Source organism: Persephonella marina EX-H1 (assembly GCF_000021565.1).
Lineage (GTDB): Bacteria > Aquificota > Aquificia > Aquificales > Hydrogenothermaceae > Persephonella > Persephonella marina.
On the sequence record NC_012440.1, the window covers coordinates 556961 to 573639 of the forward strand.

The 16679-nt window shown below is 37.7% G+C and carries 17 protein-coding genes; 8 read left to right on the plus strand and 9 right to left on the minus strand.

Annotated elements, in window-relative coordinates; translation table 11 throughout:
• Nucleotides 1–3: 3 nt before the first annotated feature.
• The 3 genes from PERMA_RS03005 to smpB all read right to left on the minus strand — a co-directional run bounded on the left by PERMA_RS03005 (nt 4) and on the right by smpB (nt 1133).
• Nucleotides 4–246: a DUF6952 family protein gene (locus PERMA_RS03005; RefSeq protein WP_015899000.1), complete on the minus strand. Its 243-nt coding sequence runs from the start codon at nt 244–246 to the stop codon at nt 4–6.
• A gap of 152 nt (nt 247–398) precedes the next feature.
• Nucleotides 399–650, minus strand: coding sequence for a DUF6952 family protein (locus PERMA_RS03010; RefSeq protein WP_012675349.1), 252 nt, complete (start codon nt 648–650; stop codon nt 399–401).
• A 24-nt stretch (nt 651–674) separates the two neighbouring features.
• Nucleotides 675–1133, minus strand: a complete 459-nt coding sequence (gene smpB, locus PERMA_RS03015; protein ID WP_012676296.1) for an SsrA-binding protein SmpB — start codon at nt 1131–1133, stop codon at nt 675–677.
• A 79-nt stretch (nt 1134–1212) separates the two neighbouring features.
• Here smpB and PERMA_RS10470 point away from each other — a divergent pair, with 79 nt between their 5' ends.
• From PERMA_RS10470 to PERMA_RS03030, 3 genes are read left to right on the plus strand one after another with little or no spacing between them, the layout of a single operon-like run.
• The gene (locus PERMA_RS10470) at nt 1213–4125 is read left to right on the plus strand and encodes a ChaN family lipoprotein (RefSeq protein ID WP_012675699.1); all 2913 of its coding nucleotides are present in this window, start codon (nt 1213–1215) and stop codon (nt 4123–4125) included.
• Between the two features lie 44 nt (nt 4126–4169).
• Complete coding sequence (gene purB, locus PERMA_RS03025; protein WP_012676571.1) at nt 4170–5480, plus strand: adenylosuccinate lyase; 1311 nt, start codon at nt 4170–4172, stop codon at nt 5478–5480.
• Nucleotides 5477–6136, plus strand: a complete 660-nt coding sequence (locus PERMA_RS03030; protein WP_012676959.1) for an endonuclease III domain-containing protein — start codon at nt 5477–5479, stop codon at nt 6134–6136. Before purB ends, PERMA_RS03030 begins: the two co-directional genes overlap by 4 nt.
• Here the strand turns inward: PERMA_RS03030 and PERMA_RS10740 are convergent, their stop codons facing one another.
• Both PERMA_RS10740 and PERMA_RS03035 read right to left on the minus strand, forming a co-directional pair.
• Entirely contained in the window at nt 6137–6313 is a 177-nt protein-coding gene (locus tag PERMA_RS10740) for a hypothetical protein (protein WP_012675841.1), read from the minus strand.
• Between the two features lie 10 nt (nt 6314–6323).
• Complete coding sequence (locus tag PERMA_RS03035; protein ID WP_012676203.1) at nt 6324–8048, minus strand: NAD+ synthase; 1725 nt, start codon at nt 8046–8048, stop codon at nt 6324–6326.
• An 87-nt stretch (nt 8049–8135) separates the two neighbouring features.
• Here PERMA_RS03035 and PERMA_RS03040 point away from each other — a divergent pair, with 87 nt between their 5' ends.
• From PERMA_RS03040 to PERMA_RS03060, 5 genes are all read left to right on the plus strand, one after another.
• Nucleotides 8136–9359, plus strand: a complete 1224-nt coding sequence (locus PERMA_RS03040) for an EAL and HDOD domain-containing protein (protein ID WP_012675383.1) — start codon at nt 8136–8138, stop codon at nt 9357–9359.
• A gap of 45 nt (nt 9360–9404) precedes the next feature.
• A complete protein-coding gene (locus tag PERMA_RS03045; RefSeq protein ID WP_012675908.1) occupies nt 9405–10301 on the plus strand; it encodes a hypothetical protein in 897 nt (298 codons plus the stop codon).
• A gap of 12 nt (nt 10302–10313) precedes the next feature.
• Entirely contained in the window at nt 10314–10670 is a 357-nt protein-coding gene (locus PERMA_RS03050; RefSeq protein WP_012676768.1) for a hypothetical protein, read from the plus strand.
• Nucleotides 10671–10964, plus strand: a complete 294-nt coding sequence (locus tag PERMA_RS03055) for a DUF4911 domain-containing protein (RefSeq protein ID WP_012676157.1) — start codon at nt 10671–10673, stop codon at nt 10962–10964. It abuts the gene before it with no gap.
• Between the two features lie 65 nt (nt 10965–11029).
• The gene (locus PERMA_RS03060) at nt 11030–13180 is read left to right on the plus strand and encodes a RelA/SpoT family protein (RefSeq protein WP_015898872.1); all 2151 of its coding nucleotides are present in this window, start codon (nt 11030–11032) and stop codon (nt 13178–13180) included.
• On the opposite strand, the gene plsY is transcribed toward PERMA_RS03060, so the two are convergent.
• From plsY to ftsA, 4 genes are read right to left on the minus strand one after another with little or no spacing between them, the layout of a single operon-like run.
• The gene (plsY, locus tag PERMA_RS03065; RefSeq protein WP_012675357.1) at nt 13181–13774 is read right to left on the minus strand and encodes a glycerol-3-phosphate 1-O-acyltransferase PlsY; all 594 of its coding nucleotides are present in this window, start codon (nt 13772–13774) and stop codon (nt 13181–13183) included.
• Nucleotides 13765–14283, minus strand: coding sequence for a CDP-diacylglycerol--glycerol-3-phosphate 3-phosphatidyltransferase (gene pgsA / locus PERMA_RS03070; protein WP_012676285.1), 519 nt, complete (start codon nt 14281–14283; stop codon nt 13765–13767). Before pgsA ends, plsY begins: the two co-directional genes overlap by 10 nt.
• On the minus strand, nt 14280–15419 hold the full coding sequence (gene ftsZ / locus PERMA_RS03075) for a cell division protein FtsZ (RefSeq protein ID WP_012675587.1): 1140 nt from the start codon (nt 15417–15419) through the stop codon (nt 14280–14282). Before ftsZ ends, pgsA begins: the two co-directional genes overlap by 4 nt.
• Nucleotides 15420–15438: 19 nt before the next feature.
• Nucleotides 15439–16677, minus strand: a complete 1239-nt coding sequence (gene ftsA / locus PERMA_RS03080) for a cell division protein FtsA (RefSeq protein ID WP_012676580.1) — start codon at nt 16675–16677, stop codon at nt 15439–15441.
• Nucleotides 16678–16679 lie beyond the last annotated feature (2 nt).

Sequence of the window (16679 nt, forward strand, 5' to 3'; positions counted from 1 at the left end):
GTTTTACTCGGCCCCCTGAACTTTTCTGATTCTTCTTGCAAGCTCCCTTATAGCCTCAATCTCGCTCATACCCTGTTCCATAAGCTCCCTTACAGTCTGGGCTTTTGCAAGGACATTTATAACTTCCAGAGTTTCACCTGTGACATTACAGTAGTTCTCACCTTTTTCTATAGTCTCGGTTATACAGAGCTCTAACTCTTCAACAGAGAATCTTTTTGCAAGCTCCTTTATCTCTTTAATATTCATATTCCTTACCTTTCAGTAATTGTTCTTAATAATAATTTACAGACTGTTTTTCTATTATAGTATGATATCAATCATAAGATTGAGTTTCAATTATAAATTAATAGTACTTAAAATTGATATACTTACAAAATTGGTTTGTTAGTATAAACTGACTATTCAGCCCCCTGAATCTTTCTAATTCTTCTTGCAAGCTCTCTTATAGCCTCAATCTCGCTCATCCCCTGCTCCATAAGCTCCCTTACAGTCTGGGCTTTTGCAAGTGTGTTTATGACCTCCATAACATCCCCTGACACCTCACAACCCTCAAGCTCCGGTTTTCCAAGCTTAAGAGTCTGGTCTATACAGAGCTCAAGCTGCTGTGGTGTGAACTTTTTTGCAAGCTCCTTAATCTCCTTTATGTTCATTTTTTCCCTCCTGCTTTTGCAGGTTTATAGTTTTATCTTTCCTTTGTATTTCTTTGATAGCTCCCTTTTCATATCCCTTTCCTTTATAGCTTCTCTCTTTTCGTATTTAGCTTTACCTTTTGCAAGAGCTATCTCTATTTTGACTTTTCCATTTTTAAGATAAACCTTTGTTGGTATTATTGTCAGACCTTTTTCCTGAACTTTTCCCATAAGCTTGAGTATCTCTCTTTTATGGAGTAGAAGTTTCCTTTTTCTGTAGGGGTCATGCTGAAGTTTTGATGCAGGTTTGTACGGAGCTATATACATGTTGTATATAAAGGCTTCACCATTGTCTATTCTTACAAAACTGTCCCTGAGATTTACACTTCCTTCCCTGATAGATTTTACCTCTGATCCTTTCAATACTATCCCTGCCTCGTACGTCTCTATTATGTTGTAGTTGTGGTAAGCAACTTTGTTTGTTGCCACGACCTTAATTCCCATAAATTTCACTCCCGTTTCATTTTCTTAGGATAGAATATTATAACGCCTAATTACTATACATTAAGTGGGGTACAGTATTATGATAAAGCTAAAATCTTTTTTTTCCATCATATTTATGTTTGTCCCTTTAATATCATACGGTCAGATATATTACAGTCTGGATATAAAATTTGATATTCCTGAAGGAAAGATCTATGGTGAGGTTGAGATAAAGTCTGACAGAGAGGTATCAGTATCAATAGATACAGGGGATCTAGAGATCACCTACTCTGATATTAGATATCTCACATACACAAAGATAGAACCTGATAAACCTGTAAGAATAAAGTATACAGGGACTTTTAAAGGGTTTGACCAGTACAATATGGTCTCAAAACATGGTATATATCTGACAGGTGTATGGTATCCAAAGATAGACAGACCTGCCTTGTATTCCTTTAAAGCCCAGATACCCGAAGATTTTATACCTGTTGGTGAAGCTGAGGAGATAGCCGAAGAAAAAGTGGATGAAGGGATTAAGAATGTTAGATTTATCTTTCCACATCCTCTTGAACATCTCCACTTTATAGCTACAGACAAGTTCAGGGTGAAAAGTAAAAAAATAAGGGATGATCTTACTGTTTACACATACTTCTTTGAGATGGATCACAGATTTTCAGATATATATCTGGAAAAGGCAGAGGGGTATATAAGGTACTACGAGGAAAAGATAGGAAGATTTCCGTATAAAAGGTTCAGTATCGTTGAGAATGTACTTCCAACTGGATACTCTATGCCTACATTCACACTTATAGGTATGCAGATAATAAGATATCCATTCGTTCTTAAAAGCTCCCTTGGTCATGAGATACTACACCAGTGGTTTGGGTGTTCAGTTTATGTTAAGGATGAGGAAGGAAACTGGGCAGAAGGCCTTACAACTTATCTTTCGGATCATGAGTTCTCAGATGACAAAAAACTATACAGAAAAAGACTTATATCAAAATTTATGGCCTATGTTACAGATGATAATGATTTTCCCCTTAAGGATTTTGTGTACAAAAAAGATGAGCTTTCTGAGGCGATTGGATACGGTAAAACAGCGATGGTATTTCATATGTTGAGAAAAGAGGTTGGTGATGAGAAATTCTTCAGATCAATATCAGATTTTTACATGAAAAACAGGTTTAAAAGAGCTTCATGGGATGATCTGAAAAGAAGTTTTGAAAACCAGTCAGGTCAGGATTTAGGTCTTTTTTTCCACCAGTGGATAGAGAAGAAAGGAATACCTGATATAAGTATTGAGAAGATATCGGTAAAGGTTGATGACGGAAGGTTTAAAATCTCAGGAGAGATAAAACAGAGTAGAGATTTTGTATTTAAAGTACCTGTTAAGATACTGACCTACACAGGTTATATTCAGAAAACACTTGAGATACAGGGGAAGAAGACTGTTTTTAGCTATACAGTTGATGATGAGCCTTTAAGCATCGTTATTGATGACAGTTACGATACGTTCAGGAAGCTATCTCCAGAAGAGATGATACCTATGATCTACTTTTTACTTGGTGATAAAAGCCCTGTTGTTTTTGTTGATCCTGAAACAGAGGAAAAATACAGACCTGTTCTTGATTTCTATAAAGAGAAAAAGCTATACAGCCCTGAAGAATTTAGATACAGCCTTATAAAAGACAGAAATGTTGTTATATTTGACAGTAAAAACCCTGTGATTAAAAAGATACTCGGTAAACCTTCATTAGAGAAAGAAGGGCTGTCCATAACATCTGTAAAAAACCCCTTTTCTGAAAACAGATTTATCTTCGTTATACATGCCGATACAAGGGAGTCTGTTGAGAGAGGTTACTCAAGACTGAAACATTACGGAGGATACTCTTTTGTTAAGATAGGTAAGCATTTCAGGGCTGAAAAAGAGGTTTATAAAGCTCAGGATGGGATTCTATACAGGATAAGAACCCCTGCGAAGATAATAACAGAGAACGGTATCACAGATATGAAAAGTATGATAGACCAGATAAAGGATAAAAAGGTTATCTTTATAGGTGAAAAACATACAAGCTTCTCCCATCACGCTGTACAGTACAGCATAATAAAGGCACTTTATGAGAACGGCAGTGATATAGCCATAGGAATGGAGATGTTCCAGAGACCATTCCAGAGATACCTTGATATGTACATAAAAGGGGATATAAGTGAAAAAGAGTTTCTGAAAAAGACAGAGTACTTTAAGAGATGGAAGTACGATTATAACCTTTACAAGCCTATCCTCAGATTTGCCAGAAAACATAAGATCCCTGTTATAGCTCTTAATATGGAGGCTGAGATAATAGATAAGGTGTCTGAGAAAGGTATAGACGGTCTTACACCTGAAGAAAAAAGGAAACTACCTGAAAGTATGGATTTTACCAATGAAGAATACAGAAGTTATCTGAAGATCATATTCCAGATGCATAAGGAGAGGAAAAAGGAAAAAGAGTTTATAAACTTCTACCAGTCCCAGCTTATATGGGATGAGACCATGGCTGAGACAGCTGCTGAATACCTTAGAAAAAATCCAGAGAGAAAGATGGTGATACTTGCAGGAAATGGTCATCTGAGATATGGGTATGGGATACCTGACAGACTTTACAGGAGGATCAATGAACCGTATGTGATAATACTGAATGATGAGGATATAGATAAGGATATAGCAGATTATGTTGTTTACACACAGTTTCTTGCAGGTGTAAAGGCTAAAAAGATAGGTGTTTATATAGACATAACAGATAAAGGTCTGAAGGTTGATGATGTTGTTAAAGGTTCACCTGCTGAAAAGGCCGGGATTAAGAAGGGGGATATTATTGTTGAGTTCAATGGAAAGAAGATAAGAACACTTGAGGATCTTAGAATAGAGCTTGTTTATCCTGAGAAGGAGAATGAGATAGTAGTCCTGAGAGATGGTAAAAGATTAAAACTTAAAATAGTTTTTGAAGAGGAACTGAACCACCACCAGTGAACCTTCTGATATAATTAGTTTTTAAAAAGTTAAAGGAGAGAAGGATGATAAAAAGGTACACTCTTGAAAAGATGGGATCTGTCTGGAGTGAACAGAACAAGTTTCAGAAATGGCTTGATGTTGAGATAGCAATATGTAAGGCATGGAACAGACTTGGGAAGATACCTGATGATGCTATGAAGGAGATAGAGGAGAAAACTTATATAGATGAGAAAGTTGTTGAGAGAATACACGAACTTGATAGAATATACAACCATGATGTTCTCGCATTTGTGACAGCCGTTGCTGAACAGGTTGGAGAGAACGGAAGGTACATACATCTTGGTGTGACATCATCTGATGTTATAGATACAGCCCTTGGTCTTCTGATGAGGGAGGCTATTGATATCCTTATAGAGGATATTGATCAGCTCTTACCTGTGTTAAAGGAGAACGCCTTTAAGTATAAAGACACTGTCATGATGGGAAGGACACACGGTGTTCACGCTGAGCCTATGGTGTTCGGTCTCAAGTTTGCCCTCTGGTACGAGGAGATGAAAAGAAACAGGGAGAGGCTTGTTAAGGCAAGAGATGTTGTCTCTGTAGGGGCTATATCTGGAGCTGTTGGAACTTACTCTAATATCCCTCCTGAGGTTGAAAAGTACGCACTTGAGTATCTTGGTCTTAAAGTTGAACCTGTTTCTAACCAGGTTGTCCAGAGGGACAGGCATGCTGAGTTTATGACAGCCATGGCTATAACAGCCTCATCACTTGAGAAGATAGCTGTTGAGATAAGGCATCTGCAGAGAACAGAGGTATTGGAAGCTCAGGAGCCTTTCAGGAAAGGACAGAGAGGATCATCCGCAATGCCCCATAAGAAGAATCCTATCACATGTGAGAGAATAACGGGGCTTGCAAGGGTTATAAGGGCAAATGCTATACCTGCTATGGAAAATATAGCTCTCTGGCATGAGAGGGATATATCCCACTCATCTGTGGAAAGGGTTGTTATGCCTGATTCTGCAATAGCACTTGATTACATACTTAATCTTACAAAGAATGTTCTCTCCGGACTTGTTGTTTATCCTGAAAGGATGAAAAGAAATATGGATCTCTCAAAGGGCCTTTATTTCTCATCAAAGGTTCTTGTTGCACTTGTTGAAAAGGGACTGTCAAGGGATGAGGCTTATGATATAGTCCAGAGAAATGCTATGAAAGCATGGGATACTGAAGGGCTTATGTTTAAGGATGCCCTCCTCTCGGATGAGGAAGTAACATCAAGACTCTCACCTGAGGAGATAGATAAAATATTTGATGTTAATGAGTTTTTAAAGAACGTTCCTTATATATACAGGAGGGTTTTTGGGGAGTATTGAGCAGAGAGGATTTCATAAAGGTCTTAAATATCCTGAAGAGGGAGTTTCCCAGATGGGATGCTCCCGTTGTATCTCTAATGGCAAAAAGGGATAAAAGAACTCCATACCAGATACTTATATCAACAATAATCAGTCTCAGAACAAAAGATCAGGTAACAGCAGAGGTTTCTGAGAGACTTTTCAGGCTTGCTGACAATCCTTACGATATGCTTAAGATACCTGAAGAGAAGATAGCAGAGGCCATATATCCTGCCGGATTTTACAGAAATAAGGCTAAGGTTATAAAGGAGATATCGGGAAAGATAGTAAAGGATTTTGGAGGAAAGGTTCCTGACAGTATTGATGAGCTTCTGAAATTAAAAGGAGTTGGAAGAAAAACGGCAAACCTTGTTGTTGCCCTTGGATACGGAAAACCGGCGATATGTGTTGATACTCATGTTCATAGAATATCAAACAGATTAGGCTTTGTTAAAACAAAAACAGCTGAAGAGACAGAGATGGCTTTAAGAAAAAAAGTTCCCAGGGAGTACTGGAACGAGATAAACGATCTTTTTGTTGCCTTTGGACAGACCATATGCAAACCTGTCTCACCTAAATGTTCAGAATGTCCAGTATCGTCTTACTGCGAAAAGGTTGGTGTTAAAAAACACAGATGATCATATATCGTTCTTCATCCTGTTAAACTCTCTTATTACGTTTATAAGCTTACCTGTGTTTTCCTTTAAAAAGTCCTGATCATCATCTTTTTGTATATCAATCTCAATGATCCTGTTTGAGAAAAGATAGTAAAATATCCCAAATGATGTCAGAAAAGAAAACAGAAATCTAAACATCTTCCACTCCTTATAATTCTCTGAATTTATTTGTTACAGGCATTCTTCTATCTTTACCAAAGGCTCTGTGTGTTATTCTAATACCAATAGGTGCCTGTCTTCTCTTGTACTCATTCCTGTCTATCATTTTAACCACTTTTTCAACAGAATGTCTATCAAATCCCATTCTTATTATATCCTGAACGGGCATATCCTCCTCAACATAAAGCATTATGATCTCATCAAGTATAGGATAAGGTAGAAGTTCATCCTCATCTCTCTGATCAGGCTTGAGTTCTGCTGAAGGTGGTTTCTCAAGAACTCTCTGTGGAATAACGGGTGAGATACTGTTCCTGTACTGTGCAAGCTCGTAAACTTTTGTTTTAAGAACATCCTTTAAAACAGCGAAACCTCCAACCATATCACCGTATAGGGTTGCGTAACCTACACTCATCTCAGATTTGTTACCGGTTGCCAGAACTATCCAGCCAAATTTGTTTGAGAGAGCCATAAGGAGATTCCCTCTTATCCTTGCCTGAAGGTTCTCCTCAGTTGCATCAGGTTTCAGACCTGCAAATATATCTTTAAGCTCATCCTTATATTTTTCAAATATGTCCGTTATAGGAAGTGTAAATGTTTCAATACCAAGATTTTCTGCAAGCTCAAGGGCATCCTCAACACTCTCTTTTGATGTGAACTGTGAAGGCATCAGAACCCCTTTCACATTATCCTTTCCGAGTGCGTCAGTAGCTATTGTTGCGGTAAGGGAACTGTCTATCCCTCCGCTCAGTCCAATCACAACTTTCTCAAAGCCGTTTTTGTGTATGTAATCTCTCACACCTGTAACAAGAGCCTTGTATATCTCCTCTATCTCAGGTCTGTCAAGAATAGTCTTCTGGGGTATTGTCTCAAGTTTGTCCTTTATTTTGAAATCAAGGTGTATCTCTTTAACCTTCTCTTCCCTTTTATACATGGCTCTGAGATTTCTGAGTCTGTTGTCCTTTAACTGCTGTCTGAATATAGCATCAAGGTTTATATCGCACAGTACGATCTCCTCTTCAAAAGATCTGCCCTTTGTTAAAACGGATCCATCAGGACCTACGATAATACTGTTCCCATCAAAAACAAGCTCATCCTGCCCTCCAACAAGGTTAACGTATGCTATAGATACAAGGTTGTCCCTCGCCCTCACCTTAAGCATATCCTCTCTGAACTTTCCTTTACCAATATGGTAAGGGGAGGCATTAATATTTATAATGAGCTCTGCCCCTTCAATAGCCTGTATATTTATAGGGTTTTCCGGATACCATATATCTTCACAGATTGAGAGACCTATCTTGTAACCTTCAATATTCAGAAGTGTTATCTCATTACCCCTCTGGAAGTATCTAACCTCATCAAATACACCGTAGTTTGGTAGAAAGTTCTTATGGTATACAGCAACTATCTTCCCATTCAGAAGAACGGCAGCTGCGTTGTATATATCCTCAACCTTATCTACAAATCCAACTATAGTGATAATATTCTCACTTGCCTGGGCTATCCTGTTTAGTGCCTGTAGATTTCTGTTTATAAAACTTGGTTTTAGTAAAAGATCCTCAGGGGGATATCCTGTTATAGCGAGCTCTGGAAAGGCTATAATATCGCACTCGTGGAGTTTTGCCTCCTTTATCGCTGATATTATCTTCTCAGTATTTCCCTCTATATCTCCAACGGTCATATTTAGCTGTCCGAGGGCCAGTCTTAACTTTTTCATCTTTTTACCCCATATTAATAATTGTATTAATTATTTTACACCTCTATACGAAAAGAGTTTTAAGTTATAAAGATGAAGGGTTTTTGAATGGGAGAAGTATTTGTAGGAAGACAGCCAATACTTAATGAGAAAAATGAGATCTTTGGATATGAGCTTCTATTCAGGGATAGTGAAAAAAATTATGCGATCATAAAGGACAATATTGAGGCTACAGCAAGGGTCATACTTAACCTTCTTGTTTATATGGATTTTCACAAGATTATAGGATCAAAAAAAGGCTTTATAAATGTTAATCCTGATATGCTTGAAGGGGATTTTATAGAACTTCTCCCTCCAAAATACACAGTATTTGAGATATCCAACATAACAAAGATAGATGAGTATCTGATCTCAACCTGTAAAAACCTCAAGGATAAAGGTTATGAGATAGCCCTTGATGGACTTGTATACTGTGATCTGATATCACCATTTTTTGATTATATAGATTACGTGAAGGTATCAATACAGGGAAGTTACGAGGAGAACGATCTTTCCAAAACTGTAAAATTTCTAAAGAAGTTTGATCTAAAGCTTATAGCACAGAAGGTTGAGACTGAAGAGGATTATGTTGTTGCTAAAGAGTTAGGTTTTGATTACTTTCAGGGCTTTTATTTTGAGGAGCCTGAGATATACAAGGACAGGCAGGTCTCATCATTCAAACTTACACTTATAAAACTCCTGAAATCAGCGATAACACATGAGGATCTATCAAAGATAGAGGATATTTTTAAAGGAAATCCTGATCTAAGTTACAAACTTCTAAAGTTCATAAACTCTCCATTTTTCTACATAAGACAGAATATAAAATCTATAAAGCAGGCACTTTCCCTTTTAGGATACCAGAATCTCCAGAAATGGGTTCTCCTGCAGATATTCAGCCTTGACTGGACAGATATAAAATCAAACCCTATTCTTGAAAGGGCTGTTATAAGGGGAAGGATGCTTGAGGTTCTGATTGAAAAAAGTAAAGCTCCAAAGGAAACACATGAGAAGGCTTTTATAACAGGTATGCTATCACTTATGGATACTGTTTTAGGTAAGCCGATGGATGAGATACTGTCCGAGCTAAAGATAGACCAGGAGATTAAAGATGCTATCCTTTCCTGTAAAGGTATACTTGGGGCTATACTGAAAGCTATAATTCTCTTAGAAAAGAATGAGATAAAAAGGATAAAAGCCGTTATAAAAAACACAGGTATAGGTGTTGAGGACGTACTCACAGCAGAGATAGAAGGGATAATATTCTACGAAAACCTTATAAATTCTTACTGATCTTATCTGTTATAATAATTCATCAATCTTTTATCTGGAGTGCTTATGGTCAGGCTGGTAATATTTTTACTGTTTTTTCTGTACTCTTTTAACTCTAAAGGGGAGAATATAAACCAGATATACCTTAATGAGGGATTAACTGAAAATCAGGTTTACAATATCAGACTGTTTACCACAAGGGCGTTAAACCTTGTTCTTGATGCTTACTCCTCCCTGAATAAAAAGAGAATAATAAGGAAGGAGACATACACCTACCTTGATGCCTCATTATTTTTCCTTAATGAGGCTCACCAGTACTCACCTTCATACATCATTTACAGACAGATTGAGGCTCTTGAGAAAAGAATACAGCTTTATCCTGATGAGGATTATTCTGAGGATCTAAAAACACTTCTGATATACATAGAGGAGATCTCAGGAAATCTTGAGGATTATGATTATGTAAGGAAAAAGCTTGAGGATACGATAAAAAAGGCAGCATTCCTTGAGAACCAGTACGTTCTTGACAGTCTTGAGATAATAAAGGAGAAGGTGAGCATACCGCTTATAGACGATCCTTTAACAGAGGCTAAGAATCTTATAGGGATAGCAAAGGATCATCTTAAGGCAAGGGAGTACAAAAAATCCAAACAGGCCCTTGAACTTGCTTTAAACCCTCTGATTAACATATCATACAGGGAAAACCTTTATATGGCTTTAGTTAAGGAGTACATACACAAGGGAAAGGTGACTTACAATCTGAACAGAAGAATATCTTTAAGGTATCTTGAAGCATCACTTTATGCTGTAAATAAAGCATTTTATGTATCTTCAAGGGAAAACAGGGATCTTATAAAGATGCTGAGGGAGGATATAAGACTTATATTCAAGAATTTTTATGACGAAAAGAACACCGAGAAGATGCTAAATGATATAATAGAGAAGTTAAAAAATATCAGATAGAGAGGTCAGATTATGAAAAGAGTAACTGCTGCAGCTTTAATGTCCGCAGTTATAACCGGGAATGCCCTTGCTGTTGAAGGAGAGATCCTTTTCAGAGATGCGATGTTTGGGGTAGGTATTGGAGCGACTGCAGGACTTGCAGTTTATATGATTGACAGTGAAGATTTAGGAAAGAAGATAGGAGCTGGTGTTTTACTTGGACTTATAGGTGGTGTTGCTGTTGGTTTTTATGAGTCAAGTACCGCACTTGTTGAGATAGATGGCAATCAGATGAGATTTGGCATCCCTGAAATTCAGATAACAAGAATAGGTGATAAGAACGAAAGCTATACATACACAAAGGTAAATCTTTTAGAGGCAAAATTTTAGATGTTAGATGATGATCTTTTAGAGAGGCTTTCACATCCTCCGAGAAAAAGCGTCAACCTTATGGTTAAGGTTGATCCTTCAAAACTTAATTTTATTTCTATGGTTGTTGACGGTCACGGCAGGATAGCACTGCCGAGAACAAGAAGTGGGAAACAGGGTATCCTTGATTTTTTAACATCCCCTGATTTTGTTGATGATCTCTATCTGATACTGGATGATATTAAGAAAAATTATGATCCAACCCTTGAGATAGTTAAGGATTTAGGTGATAACTGGTTAGAGGCCGTAACATAAAGATTGCAAAACTCTGAAAAGGATCTAACTTTATCAGTAATTGATATCATTTAAAGGAAATTATTATGGCTGAAATTGCAGCTGGAGAGCTTGTTGAAGATCTGATTAAAAAGGTTGATTATCTGGAAGACCAGGATATACAGAAGATCAGAGAGGCGGCATACTATATCATTGAAAAACATGAAGGTCAGTTCAGAAAATCAGGTGAGCCTTACTACATTCATCCTATTGAGGCTGCAAAGGTACTTGCAGATCTGAAGCTTGACAGAACAACGATAATAGCCGGGCTTCTCCATGATGTTGTGGAGGATACGGATACAACGATTGATGAGATAAAGGAAAGGTTCGGCGAAACTGTAGCTCTTATCGTTGATGGTGTTACAAAGATAGGTAAGTACAACTTTAACAGTAAGGAGGAGGCGGAGGCTGAAAATTTCAGAAAGATGCTTGTATCAATGGCTAAAGATATAAGAGTCATACTTGTAAAACTTGCAGACAGACTTCACAACATTAGAACACTTGACCCTCTACCTGAGTATAAACAGAAAAGGATAGCAAAGGAGACTCTTGATATATACGCACCGCTTGCCGCAAGACTCGGTCTCTGGAAGATAAAGGCTGAACTTGAGGACACATCTTTCAAATACCTTTATCCAGAGGCTTACAAAAAGATAACCACATACCTTGCAGAATCAAAGACCGTACAGGAAAAATACCTGCAGGAGATAATATCCCAGATAAGGGATGTACTTGATAAACATAACATTAAAGCTGATATTCAGTACAGGGCAAAACATCTTTACAGTATATACGAGAAAACACTGAGAAAGGATCTATCATTATCCGATATTTACGATGTTTACGGGGTAAGGGTTCTTGTTCATACTATCAAGGACTGTTATCTTGCACTCGGTCTGATACACTCCCTCTGGCCTCCAGTCCCAGGAAGGTTTAAGGACTATATCTCTCTCCCAAAATCCAATATGTATCAGGCTCTTCACACAACTGTTGTTGCACCAAAGGGAAAGTTTGTTGAGATACAGATAAAAACCTACAAGATGCACAGAATAGCAGAAGAGGGGATCGCAGCCCACTGGAGATACAAAGGTGGAAAGTATATATCAGAAAAAGATCTTAAATCATTTACATGGCTCAGGAATATACTTGAGTCAATAAAGGAGAACAAGGATACAGAGATCATATCAACTGTTAAAGGGGATCTCTCAAATGAAGAGGTTTATGTTTTTACACCTAAGGGAGATCTTGTAAAGCTTCCTTTAGGTTCTACACCTGTTGATTTCGCTTACCAGATACATACTCAGGTTGGCCACAGAACCGCAGGGGCAAAGGTAAATGGAAAGATGGTTCCACTTGATACAAAGCTGAAAAATGGTGATGTTGTTGAGATAATAACGGCAAAATACCACAAGCCGAGCAGGGACTGGCTCAAGTTTGTTGTTTCATCAAAAGCAAAAACCAGCATAAAACAGTACTTTTCAAAGATAGACAGAAAAAGGGCTATAAAATTTGGTGAAAAGTTATTAGACAAATTTCTGAAGAAGATAAACAAAAAAACATCAACACTGGATGAGAATGATATAAACAAACTCCTTGAAAGGTTCAGCTTTAAAACTTTTGATGATCTCCTTCATGCAGTAGGAGACGGTAAGCTCTCTCCCCAGAAGGTTGTAAGATTTTTAAAGGGAGATATTGAGAAAGCGAAATCCTCATCATCAACAGAATCCGTAAAGGATAAGGATCTTATAGTTGAGGTTGATGGTATATCAAATATTATGTCAACAATAGCTAAATGCTGCTGTCCCATACCTGGAGATGAGATAACAGGTGTTATACTTAAGGGAAGGGGAATATCGATACACGCTAAGAACTGTCCCAATGCTATAAAGGTTCAGGAGACAGAACCTGAGAGGATAATCGTTGCTAAATGGAGTAGCGGTGATCTGAAACCTATATTCCCGTCCTATATAAGGATAATCTCCGAAGACAGACCAGGTCTTCTCGCTGAGATGTCATCTGCTGTTGCAAGTACAAAAACAAACATATCAGGTGCAAATGTTAAAACAAGAAGGGATGGAAAGGCTGTAACAGAGCTCAGGGTGAATGTTAAAGATATAGATCATCTCAACAGGATAATATCCCTTATAAAGAGAGTTAAAGGTGTTGAGAGAGTTGATAGGATCTGTGTTAGAAGGTAGCTATCTGTGAAGAAATCTACTTTCAGTGCCTTTAATAAGCCTGTTTATATTTGATGAGTGTTTTAAAACGATTATGAATGATAAAAAGAGTGCGGCGAATGTGTAAAATACATTATCCTCAACATAAAATATGATAATCCACGACATAAAGGCTGCAAAGATAGATGCGAAGGATACATAACCTGTTGTCAGGAAAGAACCTAGCCAGAGGAGGATTACAATAAACGCAGTTTTCCCGGAAAGGGCGAGGAGAACCCCTAATCCAGTTGCAACACCTTTACCACCTTTGAACTTCATAAATACAGAGAAGCAGTGACCTAAAACAGCTGTTATTGCTATCATTGAAAGAATTCTGTCATCAAAGTACATATAATGTTTACCAAAGTAAACCGGAAAGTAACCTTTCAGCATATCTAAAATAAGTACAAGAGCTCCCGCCTTTTTCCCTATTGTTCTTGTTACATTTGTTGCTCCTATATTCCCAGAACCTTCCTTTGTTACATCTTTACCAAAAAGCTTACCTACAACATAACCAAAAGGTATGGAAGCCAGTATGTATGTTCCTATTAGATACAGTATTACACTCAGCTCCATGCTTTATCCTTTATAAAGATTTTTAGATAATCAAAGGCGGATATATAAGCGATTATTATTGAGATCCATAGAAGTATGCTTCCGTACATCACAATATTTACTGAGAGAAGGAATATTGCCGCAAGCTGGGCTGTTGTTTTCAGCTTTCCAAGGTATGATGCCGGTACAACGATACCTTTGCTTACCATAACGCTTCTGAACCATGTTACCAACATCTCCCTGGCCACTATAAGAAAAACAACAAATGAGGAGATGTAATGTTTCTCAACAAAAGCGACAAGAACTGAAATCGTGAATATCTTGTCAACAGCAGGGTCTAAAAGCTCACCATGTTTCGTAACATCGTTGTACTTTCTCGCTATTACACCGTCAAGCCAGTCTGAAAGAATGGCAAGAAATACTAAAACTCCCGAGATTATATACCTGTCATTAAGTATTGATAGTATTAAAAAAGGGGTAATCACCAACCTTGAAAGTGTAATAAGGTTGGCAAATCCCGTTAAATTCAATTAATCTCACCTTTCCTTTTTCTTATATATGCTGGTATATCAAGGTTATCATAAGATATCTCGTTTATAATTGGTTTTGGTATTATCTCTTCCTTTTCCTCTTTGGACTCTTTTGGGATCTCAGTTATCTTTCTGTGTATCTTTCTGTCAACTGTTCTTTTTATCTTAGGTTCTTCTTTTTCACCTTCAAAATCTGTAGCAACAACCGTTATTCTTATCTCGTCCTCTATATCAGGATTTAATGAAGCCCCAAATATTATATGGGATTCCTCGTGGGCCTGTTCTCTAATCTGGGCGATAGCATCCTCAACATCCGAGTATGAAAGGTCCATACTTACCTCAACATTTATGAGCAGTCTTCTTGAACCCTGAATTGATGTTCCTTCAAGAAGTGGAGATGTTGTTGCTGATATAACAGCCTCTTCAATCTTACTCTCTCCCCTTCCGCTTCCAACACCTATAAGCGCTTTTCCACCATTTTCCATAACAGTTTTTACATCGGCAAAATCAACGTTAACAAGACCTGGAACAAGTATAAGGTCTGTTATTCCTCTTACAGCCTTGTAAAGTATGCCGTCAACAAGTTTGAAAGCCTCACCAAATGTGAATCTTTTTCCGGCTATAGTGGCAAGTTTCTGGTTATGTATAACTATATATGTATCCACAACATCTTTAAGTTTTTTCAGTCCTTCTTCAGCTAAATTTGCTCTTCTTGGTCCTTCAAAATCAAATGGTTTTGTAACTACGGCGACAGTTAAAATACCGAGCTCTTTTGCAGCCTGTGCAATAACAGGTGATGCTCCCGTCCCGGTACCACCTCCAAGTCCTGCGGCTATAAATACCATATCCGCCCCTTCCATAGCCTCTTTAATTGTCTCCAGGTTTTCCTTTGCTGCCTCTTCACCTATTTCAGGTTTTGAACCTGCACCGAGTCCCCTTGTTACGCTCTCACCTATATGTATCTTATTGGGAACAGGCAGGGAGTTCAGATGCTGCATATCTGTGTTTATTATATATAGCTCAACATCCTGAAGACCTTCCTGGAACATTCTGGCTACAGCGTTACTTCCACCACCACCTACACCAAACACTTTAATCTTAGATGGGTTTTTTGAATCAAAATCAAAGTTATCCATAACTACTCCTCCTGAAAACCTAAAAAAGGTTCTTTAACTTTTCAACAAATGATTTAAACATACCAAAAATGTCTATCTCGGAACTTGTTTCAGATGGAGTCAGACTGTGTCCCTGTGAGTTACTTTTTGTGAAAAGAAGCATACCTATCGCTGTAGCGTACTGGGGAAAAGCTATCTTATCGCTGAAGCCTTTGTAATCCTTAGGTTTTCCTATTCTCACATCCATGCCTATAATGTTCTCAGCAAGTTCCTTTATGTCAGGTGTGTTTGAAACTCCACCTGTTAATACTATACCACCATTTATTTTATTTATAAAACCTGTTTCTTCAAGTTCATTTTTGACTATCTCAAATATCTCACTCAGCCTTGCTTCTATTGTGTCTACAAGTTCAAACTGCTCAATCTGGATCGGTTCTTCACTTCCTCTAGGGAAGACCTCTATAACGTGATTTTCAGAAAGATCAGCGATAGCACCACCATACTCAATTTTTAGGTTCTCAGCTTCCTCCTTTGATACCTTAAATCTGTGGGCTATATCCATGGTTACCTGATTACCACCTACAGGAAATGATCTTATATGATCAATACTTCCTTCCCTGTAAACAGCCATATCTGTTGTTCCTGCACCTATGTCAAGAACTACAATACCCATATCCTTCTCTTCAGGATATAAAACAGCTGAAGCAGATGCAACGGGATTTGCAACAAAGTTTGCAACCCTGACACCTGAAGACTCTATCACTTTTTTAAGGTTTGTGTATGCATTTATCTTATCCAGGATTATATGAAATTTTCCTTCTATTTTAGATCCCACAAGACCTACAGGATCTATAATCTCATCCTCTTCATCAAGTATGTATTTTTTGGGTATTATATGTATGATCTCATAATTTTCCCTTGGGAGTTTTGATGCTACTTTTTCTATAAGATCATCTATATCATGCTGTGTTATCGTTTTCTGGGACATACCAAAGTCTGTTTTTTCAGAATCGTTTCTGCACTCAAGATGGTATCCACCAACATTTGCTATTACACTTGTTATCTTTGATCCTGCAGTTGATTCTGCCATATCAATCGCTTCTTTTATTGATCTTATAGCATCTGAAGGTTTATTTATTATCCCCTTCTCTATCCCTTTTGATTTTGATTCCCCAAAGGCAACTATATGAAGATCGCCAACGTCATCTATCTCACCAACAAGTATAGTAATCTTTGAAGTTCCTATATCCAGTGCTACAACCATTCTATCTTTACTCATTA

Bases quoted from the DNA above. Each gene is read 5' to 3' on its own strand.
- PERMA_RS03005 (WP_015899000.1), bottom strand. From the start codon at position 246: ATGAATATTAAAGAGATAAAGGAGCTTGCAAAAAGATTCTCTGTTGAA.
- PERMA_RS03010 (WP_012675349.1), bottom strand. From the start codon at position 650: ATGAACATAAAGGAGATTAAGGAGCTTGCAAAAAAGTTCACACCACAG.
- smpB (WP_012676296.1), bottom strand. From the start codon at position 1,133: ATGGGAATTAAGGTCGTGGCAACAAACAAAGTTGCTTACCACAACTAC.
- PERMA_RS10470 (WP_012675699.1), top strand. From the start codon at position 1,213: ATGATAAAGCTAAAATCTTTTTTTTCCATCATATTTATGTTTGTCCCT.
- purB (WP_012676571.1), top strand. From the start codon at position 4,170: ATGATAAAAAGGTACACTCTTGAAAAGATGGGATCTGTCTGGAGTGAA.
- PERMA_RS10740 (WP_012675841.1), bottom strand. From the start codon at position 6,313: ATGTTTAGATTTCTGTTTTCTTTTCTGACATCATTTGGGATATTTTAC.
- PERMA_RS03035 (WP_012676203.1), bottom strand. From the start codon at position 8,048: ATGAAAAAGTTAAGACTGGCCCTCGGACAGCTAAATATGACCGTTGGA.
- PERMA_RS03040 (WP_012675383.1), top strand. From the start codon at position 8,136: ATGGGAGAAGTATTTGTAGGAAGACAGCCAATACTTAATGAGAAAAAT.
- PERMA_RS03045 (WP_012675908.1), top strand. From the start codon at position 9,405: ATGGTCAGGCTGGTAATATTTTTACTGTTTTTTCTGTACTCTTTTAAC.
- PERMA_RS03050 (WP_012676768.1), top strand. From the start codon at position 10,314: ATGAAAAGAGTAACTGCTGCAGCTTTAATGTCCGCAGTTATAACCGGG.
- PERMA_RS03055 (WP_012676157.1), top strand. From the start codon at position 10,671: ATGTTAGATGATGATCTTTTAGAGAGGCTTTCACATCCTCCGAGAAAA.
- PERMA_RS03060 (WP_015898872.1), top strand. From the start codon at position 11,030: ATGGCTGAAATTGCAGCTGGAGAGCTTGTTGAAGATCTGATTAAAAAG.
- plsY (WP_012675357.1), bottom strand. From the start codon at position 13,774: ATGGAGCTGAGTGTAATACTGTATCTAATAGGAACATACATACTGGCT.
- ftsZ (WP_012675587.1), bottom strand. From the start codon at position 15,419: ATGGATAACTTTGATTTTGATTCAAAAAACCCATCTAAGATTAAAGTG.
- ftsA (WP_012676580.1), bottom strand. From the start codon at position 16,677: ATGAGTAAAGATAGAATGGTTGTAGCACTGGATATAGGAACTTCAAAG.